Source organism: Pseudidiomarina piscicola, from assembly GCF_902806985.1.
Taxonomy (GTDB): Bacteria; Pseudomonadota; Gammaproteobacteria; order Enterobacterales; family Alteromonadaceae; genus Pseudidiomarina; species Pseudidiomarina piscicola.
In genome coordinates, this window is sequence record NZ_CADCXY010000004.1 from 158,224 (window position 1) to 180,248 (window position 22,025).

The window sequence follows — 22,025 nt, forward strand, 5'->3', positions numbered from 1 at the left end:
ACAGTTAAAAAATAGACTCGTCGTCACCGAATACGGTCGGTGACGATTTCGTATCAACATACTCCGTTGGGGCGCTACCGGGAATGAAATATTCAAACCTGGTGGTGTAGTCATTGGCCCGACTTAATTTGCCGGTCGCCAAGTCGATGCGAGCCGACACCAGCCCAGGTGGTACATCGAATGGGTCAGAGGCCACATCTTCAACAGCCGTTTCCATAAAATCAATCCACATCGGCAAGGCCGTTTTTGCCCCCGCCTCAGTGCCTGAAATAGGCTGTTCGTTGCTGCTTAAATTACTGTTCATGGTCGTGCGCCCTAAGGCGTTTTCCAAATTATCAAAGCCCACCCAGCCGGTGGTGACCAGTCCCGTCACAAAGCCGGAAAACCAGGTGTCTTTAACATCGTTGGTGGTACCGGTTTTACCAGCGATGTTGCGCCCAGCATGATCACTAATCGCCTCAGAGCGTTGAATTCGCCACGCGGTTCCGTTCCAACCAGTTTTGTGGGCCCAACTGCCACCGCCCCAAACCGCTGAATTCATCGCCTGGGTCACCAAAAATGCATTCTGTTCGGTAATCACCTGGGGCGCGGCAACAACGTCGCGCTGCGCAGGTTCACACTCAACACAGGCAACTTTAGGTCGCGCCTGATAAATGACTTCAGCGTCGCTAGCTTCAATGCGTTCAATAAAATAAGGCTCGACTAAGTAGCCACCATTGGCAAACACCGCATAGCCGCGTGCAACCTCCAAAGGTGTCATCGATGCAGAGCCTAACGAAAGCGATTCATTGCGAGGTAGCTCATCATAATCAAAGCCAAATTTTGTTAGGTAATCGACCACGGTGTTGACCCCCATGGCACGTAACAAGCGCACCGAGACAACGTTTTTCGACTTGGCCAAGGCTTGGCGTACGCGAATGGGCCCTTCGTACACATCGGGTGAGTTGCGTGGTCGCCATGCGACGCCCGTACCTGGGTTCCATTGGTTAATAGGGGCATCATTCACCAGCGTCGCTAAGGTAAAGCCATTTTCTAGGGCGGCCGAGTAAATAAAGGGTTTGATATTCGAGCCAACCTGACGTTCGGCCTGAATAGCTCTGTTGTACTGACTCACCGCAAAACTATAACCACCCACTGCAGCCGCTATACCACCGTCATTTGGACGCAATGCGACGATTGCAGCGCTTGGCTCTGGAATTTGTGCTAAACGCCAACCGCTGTCGACAGCACGCACGCGTATGACGCTGCCGGCACGCAACACCTCAGATATTTTTTCCGGTGCTTGCCCTTGCCGCTCACGGTTTATGTAAGGCCGCGCCCAAGCCACGTTGGCCCAGCTCAATTTTTGTTGTGCACCATCGGCCAACAGAATAACCGCTTCTTGCTGCGCGTCGGCTACTTCAAGTACCACCGCGGGACGAGTCAAACCTATCGTTTGGAATTCCTGCAACTGTTCTAACAGCACTTCACGAGCCGGCGCGGTGCTTTCACCGGCATCCCATAATTGAGCTTCGACTCCCCGATAACCATGACGCTCATCATAGCTATGCAAATTATGTTGCACCGCACGTTGCGCTGCCCTTTGCTGCTTTGCGCTAGCCGTTGTGTAAACCTTTAAACCGCTACTATAGGCGGTTTCCTCACCGTAACGAGCCACCATTTCAGCCCGAACCATTTCGGCTAAATAGGGTGCGCTCATCGTCACCTCCGCGCCGTGCAAGCGCGTACGAATAGGCGTGGCAAGAGCGCTTTGGTACTGCTGTTCAGTAATTTTGTCTTCAGCCAACATACGCCCAAGAACCACAGCTCTGCGTTCACGGGCTCGAGTTGGGTTCGAAATTGGGTTCATTGTTGACGGCGCCTTAGGTAAGCCGGCGATCATTGCCATTTCGGCTAAAGTTAGGTCTTGCAGATCTTTACCATAATACACTTGGGCGGCAGCGCCGATACCATGAGCACGGTGACCAAAGGTAATTTTGTTTAGGTAAAGTTCTAGAATCTCATTTTTTTCGAGCTGACTCTCAATATGTAGTGAGATAAAAGCTTCTTTAATTTTTCGGGTCCAGGTTTGCTCAAAAGTTAAGTAGAAGTTACGTGCTAACTGTTGAGTTATTGTACTACCGCCGCCCTGGATTTCACCCGTCACTAAAATTTGAAAAAACGCGCGGGCAACACCAATCGGGTCGATACCAACATGGCTATAAAAGCGCTGGTCTTCGGTTGCCAAGAAGGCGTCTATCAAGGGCTGTGGTACATCTTCAAGCTTGACCGGAATACGCCGCACTTCACCAAATTGGGCGAACATCTCGCCGTCGGACGAATACACCTGCATGGGGGTTTGTAGGCGTACATCTCGCAACTCTGCGACACTAGGGAGTTCATCTTTGTAATACAAATACATACCGCCGACGCTTAAGCTTCCCAGAGCAAAAACGGCTAAAACGCTATACAGTATCCATTTTAAAACTTTCACAAAATTTATCCTTTAGTTGGATCTGGTGCTATCTTGTAAATAAATAGTTTAATAGTTGCCATCATTGAGCACATATTATAGAAAGATAAGGAAAGATTCCTACGCATGCTATAAAAACTGCTATGCTCTTTACGTGAATCTTACATTTCTGTCGCTCGTAACAAATGGCAAACTACATAACAATGAATCATAAGCCATTTACACATCCCATCGGGAGAACATTATGGGACTGTTTGGTCTAGGTAAAAAACCTGGTCTAGGCATCGATATCGGTACAGATGCGATCAAAGCTGTAGAAATTGTATCACAAGGCGACACTTATGAGATTACACGTGTTGCTGAGACACAATTGATGCAGAATCTCATCACCGACGATGAAGTCACAGACATTGGAAAACTATCCAAATCACTCAAGCAAACCAAAAGGGGCTTGGGCACGCGAGCTATTGATGTCGTTAGCTCGGTTTCAGGAAGCCAAGCGATTTCTAAACAATTGGCTATGTCTCTCGATCTCGACGACGAGGCCATTGCCGAAAAAATCGAAATGGAAGCTGAAGCATTAATTCCCTTTCCCCTTGCTGAAGTGCGCTACGATTTTGAAAGCTTAGGTGAGCATCCAACCATGCCCGGGCAACAGCGTGTGATTGTTACCGCAACCCGCACTGTAAGTGTCGACACGCGGGTGCAAGCACTCGAAGAAGCAGGTTTTAAAGTACGTATTATGGATGTCGATAACCAAGCCATTCTAAGGGCCTGCGACCATGTCATGCCGCATTTGTATCCCGACTTATATGACAATAAGTTACCTTTGCTAGTGCTTGATATTAGCAGTGCTGCGGTACAAACCATTGTGATTGGCCATGGTGAAGTCATGTTCACTCGCTATCAAAGTGGTGGGCTTAATCAACTTTTTAAAGCCCTCGATAACGACGGCGAGATAGACCACGGCGAATTATTTGCCAAACTTAGAGCTGAAGAAGACAACGACTTTTCACCGTTAGTCATTCAAGACTTTCTTGGTAACCTGTGGGCCAAGGTCAGCCGAGGTATCCAAATTTACCGTAGCAATGCCATCAAAAAGGACTTTGCTGGGGTGATACTGATCAATAGCGGAGCCATGCTGCCGATGATCGCGGAAAATATTCGCGAGCAGGCAGAATACCCAGTTATCTGTCTCAATCCGTTTGAGCACTTCCCGCTGCCCAGTAAATACCAACATTTACAATCTCATGGGCCTCGCTTCGTTGAGGCTCTGGGGTTAGCGTTAAGGAGCTTTACCCCATGGCACACGTAAACTTGCTCCCTTGGCGTGAGCTTGCACGCCAACGCGCAAAACAAAAGTTCGGTATTCAAGCATTCGTAGCGCTGCTTATTGCTGCTCTGCTAATCTTTATTGCTTACACAGTCATTCAGGATCACCAACAGAAACAGCGTTCGCGAAATCAATTCTTGTCATCGCAAATTGCTGTTTTAGACGCTCAGATTGTTGAAATTCAAGAAATAAACAAGAAAAAAGACTTTATTGTTAATCGTATGAAGTTGATTCAGTCGTTGCACCGCGACCGCAATACTGCGATCCAGATGTTGAACGAGCTATCCAAGCGAACCCCTGATGGCGTGCATATCGTCAGTATGGAAAAGCGTGGTGACCGTCTAAGCCTAAGGGGCCGTAGTGTGTCGAATAACCGCGTCTCCGAATTCTTACGCGCTATCACTGATTCGACAATTTTTGACAATCCATCGTTACGTGAGATTTCATCGGACACCGAAAACGTTGAAGGCCCGACACGATACAATGCGTTTTCGTTAAGTTTGACACTAGCTAAACCCAACGATAAAGCTCCTGCTGATCAGGAGGATGGCTCATGAGTTTACGTGAACTTGATATCAATGAAATGCCGTTTTGGCCTGCACCCTTTAGGTTTGGGGCCTTGTTTTTACTGATTGTGATTTGTTTAGGGCTTGCCTATCATTTTTTACTCGCAGACGAATGGCAAGCCTATAAGAAAGAGCAGGCTCGCGAAACCCAACTTAAGCAAGACTACCAGGTGAAATATCGTACGGCGATAAACTTACCGGTTTACCGCGAGCAACTGGTGCAACTTAATAAAGATCTCGAAGTGTTGCTCAACATGTTGCCCGACGACGACGAAACAGCTCGGTTACTTGATGACATTACTTTAGTGGGTACCCGTAGTGGTTTAGACTTCGACCGTATTGAATGGCTCAACCCGCAGCCTCGAGAGTTTTACACCGCGCTGCCGATGCGATTTGACTTGCAAGGTGAATACCATCAAATTGGCGAGTTTATTGGTCAAATAGCAGGGCTACATCGCATCATTAGCGTCAAAGATTTTACCTTGCAACGCTCGGACTTGTCGGATGAATTACAGTTTAACGTCACCGCCGAAACGTATCGGCAACAAACGTTGAGGGCGCAACCATGAACAAGCCCTTAGCGATAGTCGCAGCAAGTCTCGTACTTACCGCATGTAGCCAGGGCGGACATCAAGACTTGGTGGCCTTTACCGAGCAAGTTCGTTCAAGCACGGTGCCAAGTGCAGAGCCGTTACCGAAAATGCCTGAGTTAGTGCGTGTTGATTATAACGGTCAAAATTTTCGTAATCCGTTTGAGCCGGCACCACTAAATGCCCCATCTGCGGGTGCGAACACACAAGGTTGTCCACAACCAAATCTTGAGCGTGACCGTGAACAATTAGAGTCGTTAGGCCTAGATCAATTTACCTTGGTGGGAACCATGTATACCACTAGCGATGGTCAAGTTGCTCTAGTTAGCACTAATCAAGGCCGCCTTCATCGTGTTGCGATGGGCGATTACATGGGTCTTAACCTGGGGCAAGTTGTTGAAATTACCTCAGACTACATAATGATAGCTGAATGGGTTCCAGCCGGTGATGGTTGTTGGCAACGCCGCGACACTGCACTGCGCTTACCGGGTTCACAAGGGAGTTCAGAACTATGACGTACTTTTTCCGTTTCATAATGCTCGTCATGCTGCTGCCCGCTATGGCTGCCGCCAACGAGCTAGTACGTATCGAGCAAATCCCATTAGCGAATGACCGCTTCAACCTTGAAGTTCATTTCACTGACGCCGTGAAAGCTCCGGTCGTTCGACGCAGTGAAAACCCGCTGGTACATGAGTTTTTGTTACTCGGCACCGCCAACGAACTGGCATCTGGATTACAGAGCCTCGCTGATCATCCGTTACTGGAAGATGTTTCGTTAGAACAACAACGCGAAGACACGCTGTTGCGGGTAACAACCAAACAACCTCTGGATCACCTTCTAAGCCGTTACGAAGACGTTATGGTGTTAGTTTTTGTTGAATCTGATGAACCGGCAACACAAACCGCATCGACTGCCTCTGTGCCACCGGCTTCGCCTGCAACGGCAACAGAGGTCGAAGAAAGCGTCCCAGCACCGGTGATGCCAACCGAACCTGCGGTCACCACCAGTGCGGCCACCACCTCAAGCGATCTACCTAGTGTAACCGACATTGACTTTACCCGCTTACCTGACGATGTCGCTCTATTGCGCTTACAGCTAAGCGATGACGGTATCGAACATGAGGCTCGCGTACGTGGTAACCGTTTGGAGTTAACGCTGTATGACACAGAGATCACTGACGACTTGCTGTATGTGCTTGACGTAAGTCAGTTCGCCACTCCAATTGCACATATCGAAACCTTCCGCGAAGGTGACGACGCTGTGGTTACCATTACCGGTAAAGGCGACTTCCGTCATCAGCTTGAGCAAATCGACGGTTCATTGAATTTGAAGTTTAGTAAGCCCATTGAAGTGGTCGAAAACGACGGTTCACAGCGGCCTATTTCACTGAACTTTCAAAATGTTCCCGTACGTCAACTGTTGCAGATTCTGGCCAATGAGAACGACCTTAACTTAGTTGCCAGCGAGTCGGTATCAGGCAATATCACACTCCGCTTAGAAAATGTTCCTTGGCAACGCGCATTGAACACCATATTGCGGGTTAAAGGCCTATCCAGCCGCATGGACAGCAATATCCTGATTGTTGCTCCTGCCGACGAACTCGCAGAGCGTGAAGAGCAAGAGTTAGAAGCCAAACAACGACTGTCACAACTCGCACCATTAGAAAGTACTTACATTCAAATCAACTATGCGAAAGCGGTAGACATTGCCACTATTTTGCGTACTGAAAGCTCTGACTTGTTGTCACAACGTGGCGCGGTAACCGTCGATGAACGAACCAACACTTTATTGGTTCGCGATACGCCGCGACAAATTGAAGAAGTTGAAGCCATGGTGAAAGTCTTGGATGTGGCCGTCAAACAGGTGGTTATCGAAGCTCGAATGGTGACCGTACGCGATAATATCAGCGATGAAATTGGTATTAATTGGGGCATTACTAACCCTAACGTTGATGCACCAAACTTCCTTGGTTCGGGCACCACAACTGGCGCCGATTTAAATGTTAACTTGCCAGTGACAAGCCCGGCGGCCACGATTGGCTTCCAAGTTGCAAAACTGGCGGATGGTCGCCTGCTCGACCTTGAGCTGTCGGCCTTAGAACGTGAAAACAAAGGCGAAGTCATTGCGAGCCCACGGATCACCACGGCTAACCAGAAGAAAGCCTATATCGAACAAGGTACTGAGATCCCTTATGTCGAGAGTGCTTCGTCCGGAGCCACCTCAGTACAGTTCAAAAAAGCCGTGCTGGGGCTGGAAGTTACACCGCAAATTACGCCAGACAACCGCGTGATTATGGATCTCGTGATTACCCAAAATACCCGCGGTGAAACAGTCACCACGCCAACGGGACCTGCAGTTTCTATCGATACACAAGAAATTGGTACACAAGTATTGGTTGAGAATGGCGAAACCATTGTGCTTGGTGGTATTTACCAACAACAAATCTTGAACGACATTACTAAGGTTCCGGTGCTTGGCGATATTCCTTATGTTGGCGTATTGTTCCGCAGCGACAGTCAGATTCATGAAAAACGTGAACTGCTGATCTTTGTAACACCAAGAATTGTAATGTCGACGCCGTAATCCTTGCTTAAATGGCTGTGACTTGCGATAATCCCGCCTCTTTTGGATTGGGTAAAGGAAGGTCAAACAGACACTCCGGATTCCGTGAGTCACAGCTATTAAACGAGTGATGTAAAGCAAAGATATGGCTGAAAAACGTAACATTTTCTTGGTAGGCCCTATGGGGGCTGGTAAAAGCACAATCGGCCGACAGTTAGCTCGGCAACTTCATCTGGAATTCTTCGATTCAGATTCTGAAATTGAGCGCCGCACGGGTGCCGATATCGCCTGGGTCTTTGAACTGGAAGGTGAAGACGGCTTCCGCACGCGCGAAGAAAAGGTTATCGAAGAACTAACCGAAAACACCGGTATTGTGTTGGCCACTGGCGGTGGCTCAATTTTGAGCAAAGAAAGCCGTAATCGACTTTCGGCGCGCGGTATCGTGGTGTACCTTCAAACGCCTATTGAAAAACAACTTGCCCGCACGCAGCGCGACAAGCGTCGCCCGTTGATTGCCGAGGCCGATGACCCGCGCGCTGTATTAGAAGGCTTGGCCGCGCAGCGTAACCCGTTGTATGAAGAAATCGCTGATGTTGTGGTGCGCACCGATGAGCAAAGTGCTAAATTTGTGGTCGACAAAATAATTGAACAAGTGGGGTTATAGCCCCCGTCGCCGGAGCCCTGCATGCAAGCCGATTCTCAGACTTTGATTCACCGTATCGACGTCGGACTTGCTGAACGTAGTTACCCGATACATATTGGCCGGCAACTCAACTCAGAGTTGCCACTGCTACTGTCTAATCTTCCCCAACAAGTGTGCATTATTACCAATGCTACTATTGCCGCGCACTACCTAGCGCCGCTGCAGGCAGCATTACCTAGCGACCGTACGGTGTTGGTGCATGCTATTGCCGACGGTGAACATGCGAAAAGCCTCACCAGCTACGCCGAGATCATGGATACCTTGATTGCTGCTGGTTTTAATCGCGACTGTGCGCTGCTTGCGCTTGGCGGAGGCGTGGTAGGTGATTTGGCTGGCTTCGTTGCGGCCACCTATCAACGCGGCGTCGACTTCTACCAGTTCCCGACTACACTCTTAGCGCAAGTAGACTCTTCTGTTGGCGGTAAAACCGCAGTAAATCACCCTGGTGGCAAAAATCTGATTGGCGCTTTCTACCAACCGAAGGCTGTTTTCATCTATACCGACTGTCTCAACACCCTGAGCTCGCGCGACTTCGCTTGTGGCCTTGCCGAAGTGGTAAAGTATGGGGTGATTTATGATGCGGAGTTCTTTAGTTGGCTTGAACAAAATCAAGCTCAACTGCTTGCTCGAGACCCCGAAACGCTCGCGTATGCCATCAAGCGCTCTTGCGAAATCAAAGCCGAAATTGTCGCCGCGGACGAACGTGAGCAAGGCCTTCGTGCACTCTTAAACCTGGGCCATACCTTTGGTCATGCGATAGAAGCAGAGTATTACCATAGTTGGCGGCACGGCGAAGCAGTAGCGGTTGGCACTGTGATTGCGGCTCACTACATGCGATTACAAGAGCAGTTTACCGAGTCAGACTATCAGCGTATTGTGCGCTTATTAAAAAATTTAGGGTTGCCAACCCAAGCCCCCGCGCTTGACGAACTGAAGTGGCAACAGCGTATGCAACGTGATAAAAAAGTAAAGTCAGGTCGGATGCGTTTTATACTCCCTACGCGTATTGGTCACGCTGAAATGCGCACCATTACCGATTGGTCCGCCATCTGGCAGGCGATTAGCGCCGTCACCGAACACACTGATTAAGCTTGGAACGACTGTCGTGACTAAAAAGAATCGTGCCTTTCTCAAGTGGGCGGGCGGTAAATATAACCTCATTGAGCCCATTACCAGCCTGCTTCCTGAAGGGAACAAGTTGGTTGAGCCTTTTGTCGGCGCCGGGTCGGTGTTTTTGAACACCGACTACCCAAGCTACGTACTTAATGATGTAAACCCTGATTTAATCGCGCTTTTTAAAACAATTAAACGGCGGCCACAGACCTTCATTCATGATGCCCGTAAGCTATTTTCGTCGAAACATAACGATGACGAAACCTATTACGCCTTACGTCGTGAATTTAATGCCAGCAGCGATAGCTATTTCCGTTCGCTGTTGTTTTTATACCTCAATCGCCATGGCTACAACGGGCTTTGCCGTTACAACCGCTCGGGGCAGTTTAACGTTCCTTTTGGCCAGTACCGCAAGCCTTACTTCCCGCAGCATGAAATTGAATTGTTTGCCGCCAAAGCACAACGTGCAGTATTTACCTGCATGAGCTTTGAAAAGGTGTTTCGGCGCGCACGTAAGGGTGATGTGGTGTATTGTGACCCACCCTATGCACCGTTAACCGCTACCGCCAATTTTACTAGTTACGCCAGCGCCGGCTTCAGCTTAGATCAACAACATGAGCTGGCTCGACGCGCCGCCAGTGCGGCGCACCAACGCGGTATTCCAGTACTGATTAGTAACCACGATACAGATCTTACACGGTTACTGTATGCCGATGCCGACCTTAAAAGTTTGCAAGTATCGCGTTTTATCAGCCCTAAAGCCGACGGTCGCACGAAGGTTGCCGAACTGCTAGCGTTGTACACACCGCAGCCACGAGCCGCGAATGTGATCTCGCTGGCACAAGCCAAACGAAAGGTTGCGCAATGACACTTAAGCTAAACTGGGTGGCAAAGTCTTTTGCTGAACTCACCACAATAGATTTGTATCGAATTCTGCAGTTACGGCAGGACGTTTTCATTGTCGAGCAAAATTGTCCCTACGCCGATGCCGATGGCCAAGACCACCACGCGGTACACTTGTACGCCACTGATAACAACGGTGCTATTGTTGCGTATGCCCGTTTATTTGGCGCGACGGCGCAGTGCTCGTACAGCCGCATTGGGCGGGTTATTAGTGCGGGTCACATTCGCCGCCAGGGGTTAGGTCGTGAATTGATGCGCCGAGCGATTGCTTGGTGTCAGCAGCACCATCCAGATGCTCCCATACGACTCGGTGCGCAGGTGTATTTACGCGCTTTTTATCGCAGCTTTGAATTTCGTGAAATCAGCGACGACTACCTAGAGGACGGAATTCCGCACGTGGATATGGAACGTCAGCCATGAGCGAGCAGCTAGACTTTTCACTACACCCGACCCCTGAAGGGTTAGGTTTGGTGTGGCACCAGCATCCCCAAATGACCCCTCTGGTAATCGACTTTCTGGCGGGAAAGCAGGCTCATCGAGCGCTACGTGCCACCACCAAAGAAGAGGCCATTGGCCGTGCCTGCGCCGTTAATAAATACCCTGACTGCGCCATTTTAGATGCCACTGCCGGCCTTGGTCGCGATGCCTGGGTGCTGGTGAACCTGGGTGCGACAGTTGCCATGCTCGAGCGCCATCCGCATGTAGTGGCGCTACTTGACGATGCACTTAAGCGACTTTACGCCGAGCACCCCAAGTATCAACAACGGTTTCATCTCGCCACTTGTGCGACACTAGATGCCGCGCGGCCAGCAAGCTATGACGTGGTGTATCTTGACCCGATGTACCCTAAAGGCGATCGCAAGCAAAAAGCTGCGGTAAAAAAAGACATGCAAATGTTTCAACAACTGATCGGCAGCGATAGCGATGCTGACCAACTGCTTGCTCCAGCTCAACGCGCGGCGCGTCACCGGGTGGTGGTTAAGCGTCCGCAGCATGCTGATTTCTTAGCTCAGCAGAAGCCCGACGCCCAAGTGGTTAGTAAAAAGCATCGGTTTGATATTTATATGACTAGGGGTACAGCAGCCTCATGAGCCGTCACTACGATGCCATTATCATCGGCGCCGGTGCGGCTGGCTTGCACTGCGCCTGGCAAGCGGCGGCGCGAGGCCTCAAAGTATTGTTGCTAGACCACGCCAAGCAAGCTGGGAAGAAAATTCTAATTTCTGGCGGCGGTCGCTGTAATTTCACAAATATGTATGCCAGCCCAGAAAATTATCTCTGCGAGAACCCACACTTTTGTAAGTCTGCGCTTAGTCGCTATACCCAATGGGACTTTATTGCACTCGTAGAAAAACACGGTATTGCTTATCACGAAAAAACACTGGGGCAGCTGTTTTGCGATGACTCAGCCAAAGCCATTGTGCGCATGTTACTCGACGAATGCGACACCTTTGGCGCCAAGGTTCAGTTAAGAACCGAGATCAACGCCGTGAGTTGGCACGAAGGCAGCTATCAAGTGGCCACCTCTCAGGGTGACTATCACGCACCACAACTTGTCGTTGCCTGTGGCGGCTTATCAATGCCGAAACTCGGTGCCACGCCATTGGGCTATCAGTTGGCTGAGCAATTTGACCATCGCGTACTCCCCGTGCGCGCGGGCTTAGTGCCCTTCACCCTGCACGAAAGCGACAAACAAGCCTACAGCGAGCTCTCTGGCTTAGCGTTAGAGGTAAACGCCAGTAATGACCGGGCCAGCTTTAAAGAAGCACTTCTGTTCACGCATCGTGGTCTTAGCGGCCCGGCAATGTTGCAGCTATCCTCTTATTGGTTACCAGGTGAAAGCTTCAATGTCGATCTTCTGCCGGGTCACGACTGCCTTGCCGAGCTACAACAGTTGCGCAGCGAGCGACCCAAGCTAGGTTTGCGTAGCGTGTTACAGCAATGGTTCCCAAAGCGCTTCGCGCAAACACTAGCAGACCAACAGCAGTGGCCTGACAAAAACCTCGCAGACTGCTCAAACAATGTCTTAGCGGCCGTCGCTGAGCGACTCCATCAATGGCCAGTGAAACCTAATGGCACCGAGGGCTACCGCACTGCTGAAGTCACCTTAGGCGGGGTTGATACCGAGCAACTTAGCTCGAAAACCATGGCGAGCAAGCATCAACCAGGGCTTTATTTTATTGGTGAGGTGGTTGATGTTACCGGGTGGTTAGGCGGCTATAACTTTCAGTGGGCATGGGCCAGTGCGCACGCCTGCGCCGAGGCGTTAAACGTAAGCCCCTTGGAGCCTTAGGGGGAGGAGTTGTTATGGGGCACCATCATCACGATCACTCGAAAGACATGCCTTCCCACCGCTTAGGTTGGGCTTTTTTGCTGAACTTTGTGTTCACGATCATTGAATTTATTGGTGGCTTGCTAACCAATAGTACGGCCATTTTAGCCGATGCGGTACATGACCTAGGTGATAGCCTTTCATTAGGGTTAGCCTGGCTTCTTAATAAAGTTGGTAATAAGCAAGCCAATACCCAGTTCACCTATGGCTATAAACGTCTAAACTTAGTGGGTGCATTCATTAATGCGGTGGTACTCATTGCCGGCTCGGTATGGATTTTAGTCACCGCTATTCCACGCTTGTGGCAACCACAAATGCCAATGGCGGACGGTATGATTATGTTGGCAGTGCTTGGCATTGCCGTGAATGGGTTTGCGGCCTACAAGCTCGCGCAAGGAAAAACCCTCAATGAACGAGTTATTAATTGGCATTTACTTGAAGACGTTATGGGCTGGGTCGCAGTACTTATCGTCGGTATTGTTTTACTTTTTGTTGATGCGCCGATTCTCGACCCTTTGCTTTCTATCGCCTTTACCTTATTTATTTTGCTTAATGTCGCGCGAAATTTATGGGAGACATTACGCTTATTTGTGCAAGCCTCTCCCGATAAACAAACCTATCAAGCCGTGGCTGAGTCTTTGCAATCGTTGCCGCACGTTTGTAGCGTTCATCACTTACACTTTTGGTCGTTAGATGGCGAGTCCCATGTGCTGACCGCACATTTAGTTCTTCAGCACCATCTTAGCCCAAGTGAAAGTGGCGCATTGAAGCAAGAAATCGATAAAACATTGCATCAATACGCCCTCAGCCACACAACCATCGAGTTAGAGTACCCCGATGAAAGTTGTCGCGACGAGCCTTAGAGCTCGTCGGTACCTACCAGGGCTTTTTCCATTTCATCGGCAGTCTGTGAGACCGCGGAAATAGCTGAATATAGCGCATCACCTGACACATTAGCTGACATTTTGGCGCGGAATACAGCAACCTGTTCGCCACCCCAATCCTGTACCTCCCAGCCACCAAGAATTACTTCTGAGCTTTCTTCTAGCAAACGGTTTGCTACCACCGCGCTGAGACGATTTTCACTAATATGACCCACGGACCAAACTTCACGGATCTCCAGATCATTAAGTTCATAAGTCGCTGAGCTCACGAAGACCACTTGTGAACGATCATCATCAAACTCGATAATCATTTTAAAATCGCCATCGCTGTCGATTTCATAATTCATATCAAGATTATCTAAAACGGCTTCCACACGATTGTCATGGTTTTGTGAACTACCGCCAACTTGCGCGAAAGCTGTTACTGAACTTGCTGCAACCAACACTGCTAAGGTTAATCCTAGAATACGCACCGCTAACTCCTTTTTTGTTTAATTTCAGTAGGGTGAAGGTTACTTTAACTTAATTTAGGGCGAAGTTTGTAATTTTTTTTCAGCTTGCTAATCTCGAAAGACCTAGAAACGTTGCTCGCACAGCAGGAAGTCATCATATGGTTAAGTTTGTACAGCCCAGTCAGCTGCAAACCGCAAAGGGTGAAATACGCCGCGTTGGCTTTGAGCTAGAGTTCTCTAGTCTTGATGTCGCAAGTAGCGCTGAGGCAGTGGCCCGAGCTCTTGGTGGTTCGCCCTACGCAAAAAGTTCGGCCCATTGGCGAGTGGAAGGCCCCTTGGGTGAATTCAAGATTGAAATTGATTGGCAATTTTTACAAAAGCTAGCGGCCGAAAAAGGTGAGCAGGCGACCACCGACACTGTCATTGATTCATTGAGCCAAGCAGCAGAACTCTTGGTTCCCGTCGAAGTCGTGTGTCCGCCCATTGCGTGTGACGAACTTGATTCCTTATCAGCACTGGTCGACGAATTACGAGCGGCAGGTGCGAAAGGCACTGACGAATCAATGATCGCCGCCTACGGAACCCATATTAATCCAGAGCTTCCAGCCACAGATGCCGCGACTATTTGTCGTTATATGCAAGCCTACGCTTTGCTGCAGTGGTGGTTGGTTGATCAACACCACGTGAATACGACCCGCAAACTCAGCCCTTACATCGACCTTTTCCCTGAGGCCTATGTGCGTGAGCTGCTGAGCGCTGATAACATGAGTTTAGCCCAATTAATCGACCACTATATCGATGCGAACCCCAGCCGGAATAGAGCTTTGGACATGTTACCCTTGTTCAGCTATTTAGACGCTGAGCGAGTTACCTCGCGGTTAGATGACCAGAAAATCAATGCGCGGCCGACCTTACACTATCGACTGCCAAACTGTCGCATCGACGATCCTAACTGGACTCTCGCGCGGGAATGGAATCTTTGGTGCAAGGTGGAACAATTAGCTCAGCGCCCGAAGGCTTTAGCCGAACTCGCCCAACACTTTCTTGATGCGTCGCGCCCAATACTAGGGGTTGCCCGTCAACCATGGATTCAACAGGTAGACCAATGGCTCAACGAAAACCTCGCATCGGCGTAACAGGCGCTGGTAAACGCTGGTCGCCATCGTGGTGGTCGACCCGTTTGGCGCTGTGGCTTTGTGGCGCAGAAGTCGAACGTATCAGTGTGCGTCACCGCCCGTCTGGGTTACCACTACACGGTATTGTCATTGGCGGTGGTAGTGATATTTCACCGGAGCATTATGGCGGCACCCTTGATGGTAAAGTTAAGCACGACCCTGAGCGCGATGATTTAGAAATTCGCTGGATCAAAAAAGCTCTACGCGATGACATTCCGATCCTTGGAGTTTGTCGAGGTGCGCAGCTCATTAACGTGCTACACGAAGGTAATTTATACGATGATATTCGAGATCTTCGTAAGCAGACTTATAACCGCCCAGGGTTACTGCCCACCAAACAGGTGTTTATTCGCGGTGACAGTGATTTAGCCAGTATTGTCAAAAAACGCAAACTACGCGTGAATAGCCTACATCACCAAGCGGTGCATAACGTGGGCCATGGCTTGCGAATTGTCGCCCATGATCTCGATGAGATCCCTCAGGCCATCGAAAGTACCGGCCACCACGCCATTATCGGGGTACAGTGGCATCCCGAATACTTATTCTACCTTCCCAGTGAACTACGCCTATTCCGCTGGTTGATCAAAGCCGCAAGGCAGTTATTGCGGCGAGGCTAGCAATTGATCGAGCTCGGCAAGTGAGCTAACGGTATAGTGTGGCGGCGTTGCCAGTGGGTAGTGCTCGCCTTTCGGGTTGAGCCAACACGAGTGCAAACCACTTTGCTGTGCGCCTAAAACATCCGAGTGTGGGTTGTCACCGGTCATCAACACACGCTCACGATGAGGTTGTTGCATCCGTTGCAAAGCATGTTCGAAAATACTGGGGTGCGGTTTAGCGACGCCAACCTGTTCAGATATGATCAGCACGTCAATCAGCTCCCGTAATCCAGTTTGCGCCAGCCGGGCCTCTTGCAGTTCGGTAAAGCCATTGGTGACAATACCCACCTTAGCGCTGGTTCGTGCTCGCTCCAGTAGCGCTCTAGCGCCAGCCAGCGGCTGGCAAATGTCCGCCATGGCCTGCATAAAACCTGAGTTAAGCTCATCGGCACTCACCCCGAGTTCCGCCGCCCAACCGGCGAAGCGTTGACGTTGTAAGGTTTTAGCATCAATTTGACCTGCCTGGTAGTGCTGCCATAGCGGCTTATTGAGTGATTGGTAGTGACGATAGTCTGTCGCAGAGAAGTCGACACCATAGCGTTTAAAGAGCCGCTGCAAACCAGCCTCTGCATCGAACGAAAATAGGGTTTCATCCGCATCAAACAACAACCAATCGTAGCTATGTAGCTTACTGCGCATCACCTTCCCCCTTTGCCAACCAAAACAAGACTCATAGGTGGCCAGTGTAACGACTCTCTCGTGCTGGGTATATGGAAAACAGTCCGAGGCACTCTTTACCAAGATTTAACTTTAGGCGCAGGAATAATAGGTCGCACCCAAGCGTTATCAAGGTGAGCTTTCAACAAAAAGGAGCACTATCATGAGAACGCTTACTTCAATTTCATTAGTTACGTTATTTAGTCTTACTACTATGGCGAGCCAAGTTGCTTTAGCACAATCGGTCGAAGCTTCTGCGCAAGCCAATGCCAACGTCAACTCATCGGCTACGGTAAGCAGTGACTCAACGAGCGCGCAAACCGATGCGGAAGCAAACGCAAATGCCAACGCAAGTGCTGATGTTGATACTGGCGCTGCTGAGGAAAGTGGCGAAAACATCGACGAAGGCGGTGAAGATATTGCTGAAGGTGGTGAAGACGCCGCTGAAGATGGTGAAGCTATTGCCCAAGAGGGCGAAGAATCAGCCGAAGCAACCGCTAACACCGGTGTTGAGGTAGCCACTGACGCTACGGCAGAGGCGACTGCTGCAGTCACGGCATCTGCTGCAACCGCACTATCGAGTGCCGAAGGCGCGGTGACTGGTGCAACCGAAACGGCAAATGATGCGAGTGCGCAAGTAACCGACATTGTTGACCAAGCGACAGGCACTGCCGAGCAAACGGTGTCACAAACCGTGAATGCTGGTGTTGATACTGCGGTGAACCAACAGGTTTCTGGACAAGTGAATGATAATGTTCAGCAGCAGGTATCAAGCGCAGTCAGCGGTGCTGTAGACACCACCATTCGTAACACTATCACTGACACTATCGACCTATAACGAACAGTGTTGCGCAGTAGCCTTGGCGCTACTGCGCTTTTTCGTGTCCATTGATGTTCACAAACTCACCCTTCAACGAACGGGAGTATCACCATGATTTATCGAGCCCTACTACCCATTGCGCTAATTGCAGTTACACCAGCAGCGAGTGCTGACAACGATACAAGTACATGGACTTTTGATAGTGAACTCGAGGCAGGGTATCGCTATGACAGCAATGTTGGCTTAACGCAAATTGACGAGAACACTGCACAAAGCGATCAAGCAACGGTTTTACGTGGCAAATTGGCCTCAAGCTGGCAAGCAACCGATCGTCTTAAACTGTCAGCTAGCTACCAACTGGAGCAAGAAAACTATCAAGAGTTTTCCCAGTACGATCTACAAATCCAAACCCTGATGGGCGAGGTCAGCTATCAATTCCCATGGGCTAAAGTTGGCGTGAGTCAGCATAATGCGCAAGCCGATGTGGCCGATGACGACTTCCTTGAATTCAATCAGACCAGTTACTTTGTCGGCAACCTAGTCGGGGAAAGCTTTTATTGGCGTTTAGCGCACCAGCGTGTCGACAAAGACTTACCGGACTATTCACAACGTAATGCCGAAGCTCGTAATTATACCGCCGACATGTTTTGGTTCTTTAACCAAGGCGATCGCTTTGTCACCCTCGGCTACACCCATGAAAACGAAGACGCCGTCGACAGTAAGTTTAGCTTCAACGGCCACCAAGTTCGTACAAGTATCCACCAAACACTGCAGGTTTGGGGGCAATCGCAGAAGTTATCACTAAGTTTGGACTATAAAGATCGTGATTATGAATCTGCTTGGACGGCACAAACCGCTGCCCGCCAAGATCAAATCACTAGCCTCGAAGGCAAGTGGTCAATTCCAGTCAATGACTACTTTGGTTTAGCATTAACGGCTAAGCATACCGACAGCGAGTCAAATACCAACGTTGCCGACTACAACGACACCACTGCAGGGATTCGTTTTACACTCAACTTCTAATCATTGCGGGTGGGTCTGAGTAAACCGTGACCAAAGGTTTTATCCGGTCCAGGCTCACCCAAGTCTTCTAGATAGGGTGCTAAGTAACTCGCGACTGAAACAGCGCCTTCAGCAGGTGCGCGCTGTAGCTCACAACTTAATAATGCCGTTACGACCGGCGCCGCAATTGATGTCCCCGACTCAGCACTGACACCTCCCCCCGCTCGAACGGTAGCCACATTTACGCCAAGCGCAGCATAGTCGATGTGAGCACCGCGATTGGCCCAGCGGTAAATCACACGTTCGGCATCGACCGCCGTAACCGCAATCACCTCTTCATAGCCAGCCGGGTAAAGCGCGGGCGCCGCTGGACCAGCGTTCCCTGCCGCCGCCACCACGTAAGTTCCCTGCTCATGAACTCGCTGTAGGGCAATTTTTAGAATCGCATTATCTGGTCCTGCAATAGACATATTAATGACCGGAGTGCCTTGACTGACGAGCCAGTCAAGCGCCTCAACCAAGGCACTCACAGGAGCGCCCTGACTTAGCTCATTTTGTTGATAAAACACTTCCGCCGCATATATTTCGGCATTCGGCACCAAAGGCTGCAAGCCTTCGCCTTGCGCAACCCATAGCCCAGCGACGGCAGTTCCATGGGCCAAGGGCTGTTGCAGCTGAGGGTCCAAAAACGATTTTTGCTGTAGTTTCGCGTGGCGAAAGTACCCTTGTGCGTGATCAATTCGGGTATCAATCACGCCGATTTTTAAATGGCTATCGCAGACTTCCGATGAGGTAAGCGCCGGTTGCACACTGCTCTGTTCAGCAGAACCTTGCTGCGCGAAAAAAATATGTTGCCGCGCCAGCGTTTGATGCATATCAGCTGGCAGCATTTGTTGTAAGGCCGCTCGAGAGTCGAGCGCCTCGCTGACACTAAAGCGAACCACCGTCAGCGCTAGGTTGGAAAGAGTCTGACGCGCTATCAGCGTCAACGGTAGCTGTTCTAACTGCTCAATATCGTCAGCATCTATCACCACCAGCCATTCACGCTCAAGCGCGCGCCAGCCATTTTCGACGGTAACCTCGCGTACTAAGCTAGTGCCCTGCTGATTTACGATTTCAAGCGTTGTCGGCAACACCTCAGTCAGGTGCTCCGTGACCTGTTCTAGACTACTCAGATCGGCTATTTCTGGAGTGAAAACTGTTGACCGAATCTGCCGTTGCGCCAGCTCATCAACCCGTTCTAAGGGCTCTATTAGCGGCGGCACTGTCTGTGGTAGTCGTTGCACCTGTGGCAGTACCTGTGCGTGTCCGAGTTGCGCGCCAAGAACATACGTTACACCGACGATCATCAACAGTTTTTGCACCTTATTCATGGGGGTTCTCCCTAAGTTTTGACTCTACCTCTTTATTAACGACTGATATCTGAGAAAATTCCGTCTGCGATGGAATAAACTTGAGAGTAGAAACGTTATCCTAGCAGAAAGACAACGGAGCAGTTATGAAAGAGCAAATCAAAACAGTATTACCTGCTTTACGTCGGTTCGCGTTGTCGTTGACTGGCAACCTGGCAGATGCGGATGACCTATTACAGTCCACGGTGGAGCGCTTGCTCAGCAAGCCGATTCCCAGTGAGACCGAAATAGCACCTTGGGCCTTCAAAGTGTGCCGTAACCTTTGGATAGATCAGCATCGCGCTGCCAAAGTTCGGCAAAATGCTACTGAAAAGCCTGAACTTCAAGCAGGGGCGACGTTTGACAACGAAGCACAAGTGACAACCCTGTTGAAGTTACGCGAGGTTGAAGCTGCTATGAAAGAGCTGCCTGAAGAACAACGTATCGTGCTTTCATTGGTCGCTGTTCAAGGTCTTTCATACAAGGAAACTGCGGCCATACTTGGGTTGCCAACTGGCACTATTATGAGCCGTTTAGCTCGGGCGCGAACGAAGCTCGCTGCGCAATTTGACTTAGACCCATCAGGAGCCATCGCATGAAAATTACCGATGAACAACTATCCGCATTTTTGGATAATGAACTGCCTGCTACCGAAATGGAACAGGTGCGCTCGGCTTTAGCAACAGACGAGACGGTCGCTGAACGTTTGGCGCAGTTTGCTCAGGTCGACGAAATTGCCAGTCGCCGTGCGGAACTACTGACTCAGAGCCCGCTGCCGCCCAAAGTTGTTGCGCTACTCGAAAAGCGCACCTCGCGCCAGCCCAACTGGCTGACAAAATTTCTTGATTTTAGTTGGCCCACGGCAGCTATTGCGGCCAGTTTGGCTGTTGTTGTGACCTTACAATTCAATAACCCAGATGCCGCTAGCCCCGACACGCCTTGGCAAACGATTGCTTCGGTTCTGGAAACTGAGCCTAGTGGCGAGCGCTATCAGCAACAGTCCGTCGGTGTATTACCGCGCTTTAGTTTTGTTAATCAACAGGGGCAGTACTGCCGCCAATACCAAGTGACTCAACCACAAGCCACCACTGAAGCGGTCGCTTGCCGTGAACAATCCGGGGTTTGGCAAAAAGTGGTTGAGCAAGCTACCTTTTCACAAGTAGCAACCAGCGATTTTCAAACCGCTTCAGGACCGCAGGCACTCGACCGCATTCTAGATACCATGATGGCGTCGGCGCCACTGGTCGGTACCGACGAAAAGCAGCTCATTACGACGGGCTGGCAAGTTCAACAGAGTGAGCAAACACCATGAAACCCATCGTTCGATTAGCCATGATTAGCGCTGTCTCACTGCTTGTCGGTTGCGCTAGCAACGGACTGCCGGCGCTAACCGAGTTGCCTGAAGTAAGCTACCAACAGCAGCAACTAAGCCCACGTCAATTTCGGCTGGTGATTGTGAGTGACAATGAGTTGCGTCGCCACCGAGCGTTGTTGCTGCGCGCCGCTGAGCTCACTAGGCAACTTGAGTACGACTGGTTTGTCATACGCCCTCTGGAGGAGCAGCAGCGACAGAGCAAACGACAAGATCAGCTTACAAATCATTTGATATTGGGCATTGGCGTGCAGCCCACAAGCTCATGTAGTTTTCAGCCAGAAACTGTTTTAGCTGCATTTAGCAATCACTGGAACCGTCCAGAACTATTCAAAAACAACTGTTTTACATAAGTTTTTCGTTTGCTACACAGGTACAGCTAAGCAAAGTGTGGCAACTTTACTAAACTTAACTTGGTCTTCTAATAAAGGAGAATAGTATGAACTTCATTCGATTCACTACCATTGGTTTAACCTTATTACTAACCGCTTGTGCCGGTCAGCCTGACTACCGTGCGGCGGAGGACGGTGGCTACGGCTACACAGAAACACAAATCACCGACACCCAGTACCAGGTCAAATTCAAAGCGCGCGGCACCGACAAAGGCGCAGCAAATAATTACGCGCTACTGCGTGCGGCCCAAGTCACATTGCAGAACGACCATGACTGGTTTGTAATTAGCCATCGCGAGACACAAGTCGATAAGGAGACCGTAAACAACGCCGATTTTGGTTATCCAAGTTCAGGCGACATGGTGACCTATTGCAACGCTATTCGTTGTGAAACACGTTACTATCCGCGGACCGCTTTTCAGGCCGGCATTCACGTGGGCGGCCGCACTGACAGTGACATCACCGTAACACTCGACATTAAGCTTGGTTCAGGTGAGCAGCCCGAGGGGCAGCACAGCTATGATGCGAGTGAAGTTGTCAGCAACCTAGAACCCAACAGCGAAGATAGTTAACCGAGCTACCTCTAATGGGTAAGCTTTTGCTTACCCATTGCGAAGCCGTTTCTCTTGGCCGTAACTGGCGTATACTGCAATGCAACAAGCGTTATTG

The 22,025-nt window shown here is 50.1% G+C and carries 24 protein-coding genes; 20 read left to right on the forward strand and 4 right to left on the reverse strand.

Annotated elements, in window-relative coordinates; genetic code table 11:
* Positions 1-4: 4 nt before the first annotated feature.
* Positions 5-2,473, reverse strand: a complete 2,469-nt coding sequence (locus PSI9734_RS09110) for a penicillin-binding protein 1A (RefSeq protein WP_246194870.1) — start codon at positions 2,471-2,473, stop codon at positions 5-7.
* A gap of 223 nt (positions 2,474-2,696) precedes the next feature.
* Here PSI9734_RS09110 and pilM point away from each other — a divergent pair, with 223 nt between their 5' ends.
* The 12 genes from pilM (at position 2,697) to PSI9734_RS09170 (ending at position 13,418) form a co-directional block, all read left to right on the forward strand.
* Positions 2,697-3,767 carry a type IV pilus biogenesis protein PilM gene (gene pilM / locus PSI9734_RS09115; RefSeq protein WP_173920823.1) on the forward strand — a complete coding sequence of 357 codons (1,071 nt, stop codon included), beginning with the start codon at positions 2,697-2,699 and terminating at the stop codon, positions 3,765-3,767.
* A complete protein-coding gene (locus tag PSI9734_RS09120; protein ID WP_173920824.1) occupies positions 3,755-4,342 on the forward strand; it encodes a PilN domain-containing protein in 588 nt (195 codons plus the stop codon). Before pilM ends, PSI9734_RS09120 begins: the two co-directional genes overlap by 13 nt.
* Positions 4,339-4,920 (forward strand): type IV pilus inner membrane component PilO, encoded by a 582-nt coding sequence (locus PSI9734_RS09125; RefSeq protein WP_173920825.1) that lies wholly within the window; start codon positions 4,339-4,341, stop codon positions 4,918-4,920. Before PSI9734_RS09120 ends, PSI9734_RS09125 begins: the two co-directional genes overlap by 4 nt.
* On the forward strand, positions 4,917-5,456 hold the full coding sequence (locus tag PSI9734_RS09130; protein WP_173920826.1) for a pilus assembly protein PilP: 540 nt from the start codon (positions 4,917-4,919) through the stop codon (positions 5,454-5,456). The genes PSI9734_RS09125 and PSI9734_RS09130 overlap by 4 nt, the downstream gene beginning before the upstream one ends.
* On the forward strand, positions 5,453-7,525 hold the full coding sequence (locus PSI9734_RS09135) for a type IV pilus secretin PilQ (RefSeq protein ID WP_246194872.1): 2,073 nt from the start codon (positions 5,453-5,455) through the stop codon (positions 7,523-7,525). Before PSI9734_RS09130 ends, PSI9734_RS09135 begins: the two co-directional genes overlap by 4 nt.
* Before the next feature lie 124 nt (positions 7,526-7,649).
* A complete protein-coding gene (gene aroK, locus PSI9734_RS09140; protein ID WP_173920827.1) occupies positions 7,650-8,168 on the forward strand; it encodes a shikimate kinase AroK in 519 nt (172 codons plus the stop codon).
* Positions 8,169-8,189: 21 nt separating this feature from the next.
* Entirely contained in the window at positions 8,190-9,296 is a 1,107-nt protein-coding gene (gene aroB / locus PSI9734_RS09145) for a 3-dehydroquinate synthase (protein WP_425500057.1), read from the forward strand.
* Positions 9,297-9,312: 16 nt separating this feature from the next.
* Positions 9,313-10,188 carry a Dam family site-specific DNA-(adenine-N6)-methyltransferase gene (locus PSI9734_RS09150; RefSeq protein WP_246194875.1) on the forward strand — a complete coding sequence of 292 codons (876 nt, stop codon included), beginning with the start codon at positions 9,313-9,315 and terminating at the stop codon, positions 10,186-10,188.
* Positions 10,185-10,643 (forward strand): GNAT family N-acetyltransferase, encoded by a 459-nt coding sequence (locus tag PSI9734_RS09155; protein ID WP_173920828.1) that lies wholly within the window; start codon positions 10,185-10,187, stop codon positions 10,641-10,643. The genes PSI9734_RS09150 and PSI9734_RS09155 overlap by 4 nt, the downstream gene beginning before the upstream one ends.
* Positions 10,640-11,314 carry a class I SAM-dependent methyltransferase gene (locus PSI9734_RS09160; RefSeq protein WP_173920829.1) on the forward strand — a complete coding sequence of 225 codons (675 nt, stop codon included), beginning with the start codon at positions 10,640-10,642 and terminating at the stop codon, positions 11,312-11,314. Before PSI9734_RS09155 ends, PSI9734_RS09160 begins: the two co-directional genes overlap by 4 nt.
* Complete coding sequence (locus tag PSI9734_RS09165) at positions 11,311-12,516, forward strand: BaiN/RdsA family NAD(P)/FAD-dependent oxidoreductase (RefSeq protein WP_173920830.1); 1,206 nt, start codon at positions 11,311-11,313, stop codon at positions 12,514-12,516. Before PSI9734_RS09160 ends, PSI9734_RS09165 begins: the two co-directional genes overlap by 4 nt.
* Before the next feature lie 14 nt (positions 12,517-12,530).
* On the forward strand, positions 12,531-13,418 hold the full coding sequence (locus tag PSI9734_RS09170; RefSeq protein WP_173920831.1) for a cation diffusion facilitator family transporter: 888 nt from the start codon (positions 12,531-12,533) through the stop codon (positions 13,416-13,418).
* On the opposite strand, the gene PSI9734_RS09175 is transcribed toward PSI9734_RS09170, so the two are convergent.
* Entirely contained in the window at positions 13,415-13,912 is a 498-nt protein-coding gene (locus PSI9734_RS09175; RefSeq protein WP_173920832.1) for a hypothetical protein, read from the reverse strand. The genes PSI9734_RS09170 and PSI9734_RS09175 overlap by 4 nt on opposite strands.
* A gap of 137 nt (positions 13,913-14,049) precedes the next feature.
* Here PSI9734_RS09175 and PSI9734_RS09180 point away from each other — a divergent pair, with 137 nt between their 5' ends.
* Positions 14,050-15,027, forward strand: a complete 978-nt coding sequence (locus tag PSI9734_RS09180) for an amidoligase family protein (RefSeq protein ID WP_173920833.1) — start codon at positions 14,050-14,052, stop codon at positions 15,025-15,027.
* Positions 14,997-15,683 carry a gamma-glutamyl-gamma-aminobutyrate hydrolase family protein gene (locus tag PSI9734_RS09185; protein WP_173920834.1) on the forward strand — a complete coding sequence of 229 codons (687 nt, stop codon included), beginning with the start codon at positions 14,997-14,999 and terminating at the stop codon, positions 15,681-15,683. Before PSI9734_RS09180 ends, PSI9734_RS09185 begins: the two co-directional genes overlap by 31 nt.
* On the opposite strand, the gene yjjG is transcribed toward PSI9734_RS09185, so the two are convergent.
* A complete protein-coding gene (yjjG, locus tag PSI9734_RS09190; protein WP_173920835.1) occupies positions 15,666-16,361 on the reverse strand; it encodes a pyrimidine 5'-nucleotidase in 696 nt (231 codons plus the stop codon). The two genes, PSI9734_RS09185 and yjjG, sit on opposite strands and share 18 nt — an antisense overlap.
* Positions 16,362-16,542: 181 nt before the next feature.
* Here yjjG and PSI9734_RS09195 point away from each other — a divergent pair, with 181 nt between their 5' ends.
* Positions 16,543-17,217 carry a hypothetical protein gene (locus tag PSI9734_RS09195; protein WP_173920836.1) on the forward strand — a complete coding sequence of 225 codons (675 nt, stop codon included), beginning with the start codon at positions 16,543-16,545 and terminating at the stop codon, positions 17,215-17,217.
* A gap of 93 nt (positions 17,218-17,310) precedes the next feature.
* Positions 17,311-18,222, forward strand: a complete 912-nt coding sequence (locus PSI9734_RS09200) for a surface lipoprotein assembly modifier (RefSeq protein WP_173920837.1) — start codon at positions 17,311-17,313, stop codon at positions 18,220-18,222.
* Here the strand turns inward: PSI9734_RS09200 and PSI9734_RS09205 are convergent.
* The gene (locus PSI9734_RS09205; RefSeq protein WP_173920838.1) at positions 18,219-19,574 is read right to left on the reverse strand and encodes a S8 family serine peptidase; all 1,356 of its coding nucleotides are present in this window, start codon (positions 19,572-19,574) and stop codon (positions 18,219-18,221) included. The genes PSI9734_RS09200 and PSI9734_RS09205 overlap by 4 nt on opposite strands.
* 125 nt (positions 19,575-19,699) lie before the next feature.
* Here PSI9734_RS09205 and PSI9734_RS09210 point away from each other — a divergent pair, with 125 nt between their 5' ends.
* The 4 genes from PSI9734_RS09210 to PSI9734_RS09225 all read left to right on the forward strand — a co-directional run bounded on the left by PSI9734_RS09210 (position 19,700) and on the right by PSI9734_RS09225 (position 21,928).
* The gene (locus PSI9734_RS09210; protein ID WP_173920839.1) at positions 19,700-20,191 is read left to right on the forward strand and encodes an RNA polymerase sigma factor; all 492 of its coding nucleotides are present in this window, start codon (positions 19,700-19,702) and stop codon (positions 20,189-20,191) included.
* Entirely contained in the window at positions 20,188-20,904 is a 717-nt protein-coding gene (locus PSI9734_RS09215) for an anti-sigma factor (protein ID WP_173920840.1), read from the forward strand. The genes PSI9734_RS09210 and PSI9734_RS09215 overlap by 4 nt, the downstream gene beginning before the upstream one ends.
* Entirely contained in the window at positions 20,901-21,317 is a 417-nt protein-coding gene (locus PSI9734_RS09220) for a CC0125/CC1285 family lipoprotein (protein WP_173920841.1), read from the forward strand. Before PSI9734_RS09215 ends, PSI9734_RS09220 begins: the two co-directional genes overlap by 4 nt.
* A gap of 86 nt (positions 21,318-21,403) precedes the next feature.
* Entirely contained in the window at positions 21,404-21,928 is a 525-nt protein-coding gene (locus PSI9734_RS09225) for a CC0125/CC1285 family lipoprotein (protein WP_173920842.1), read from the forward strand.
* The last annotated feature ends 97 nt before the right edge of the window (positions 21,929-22,025 follow it).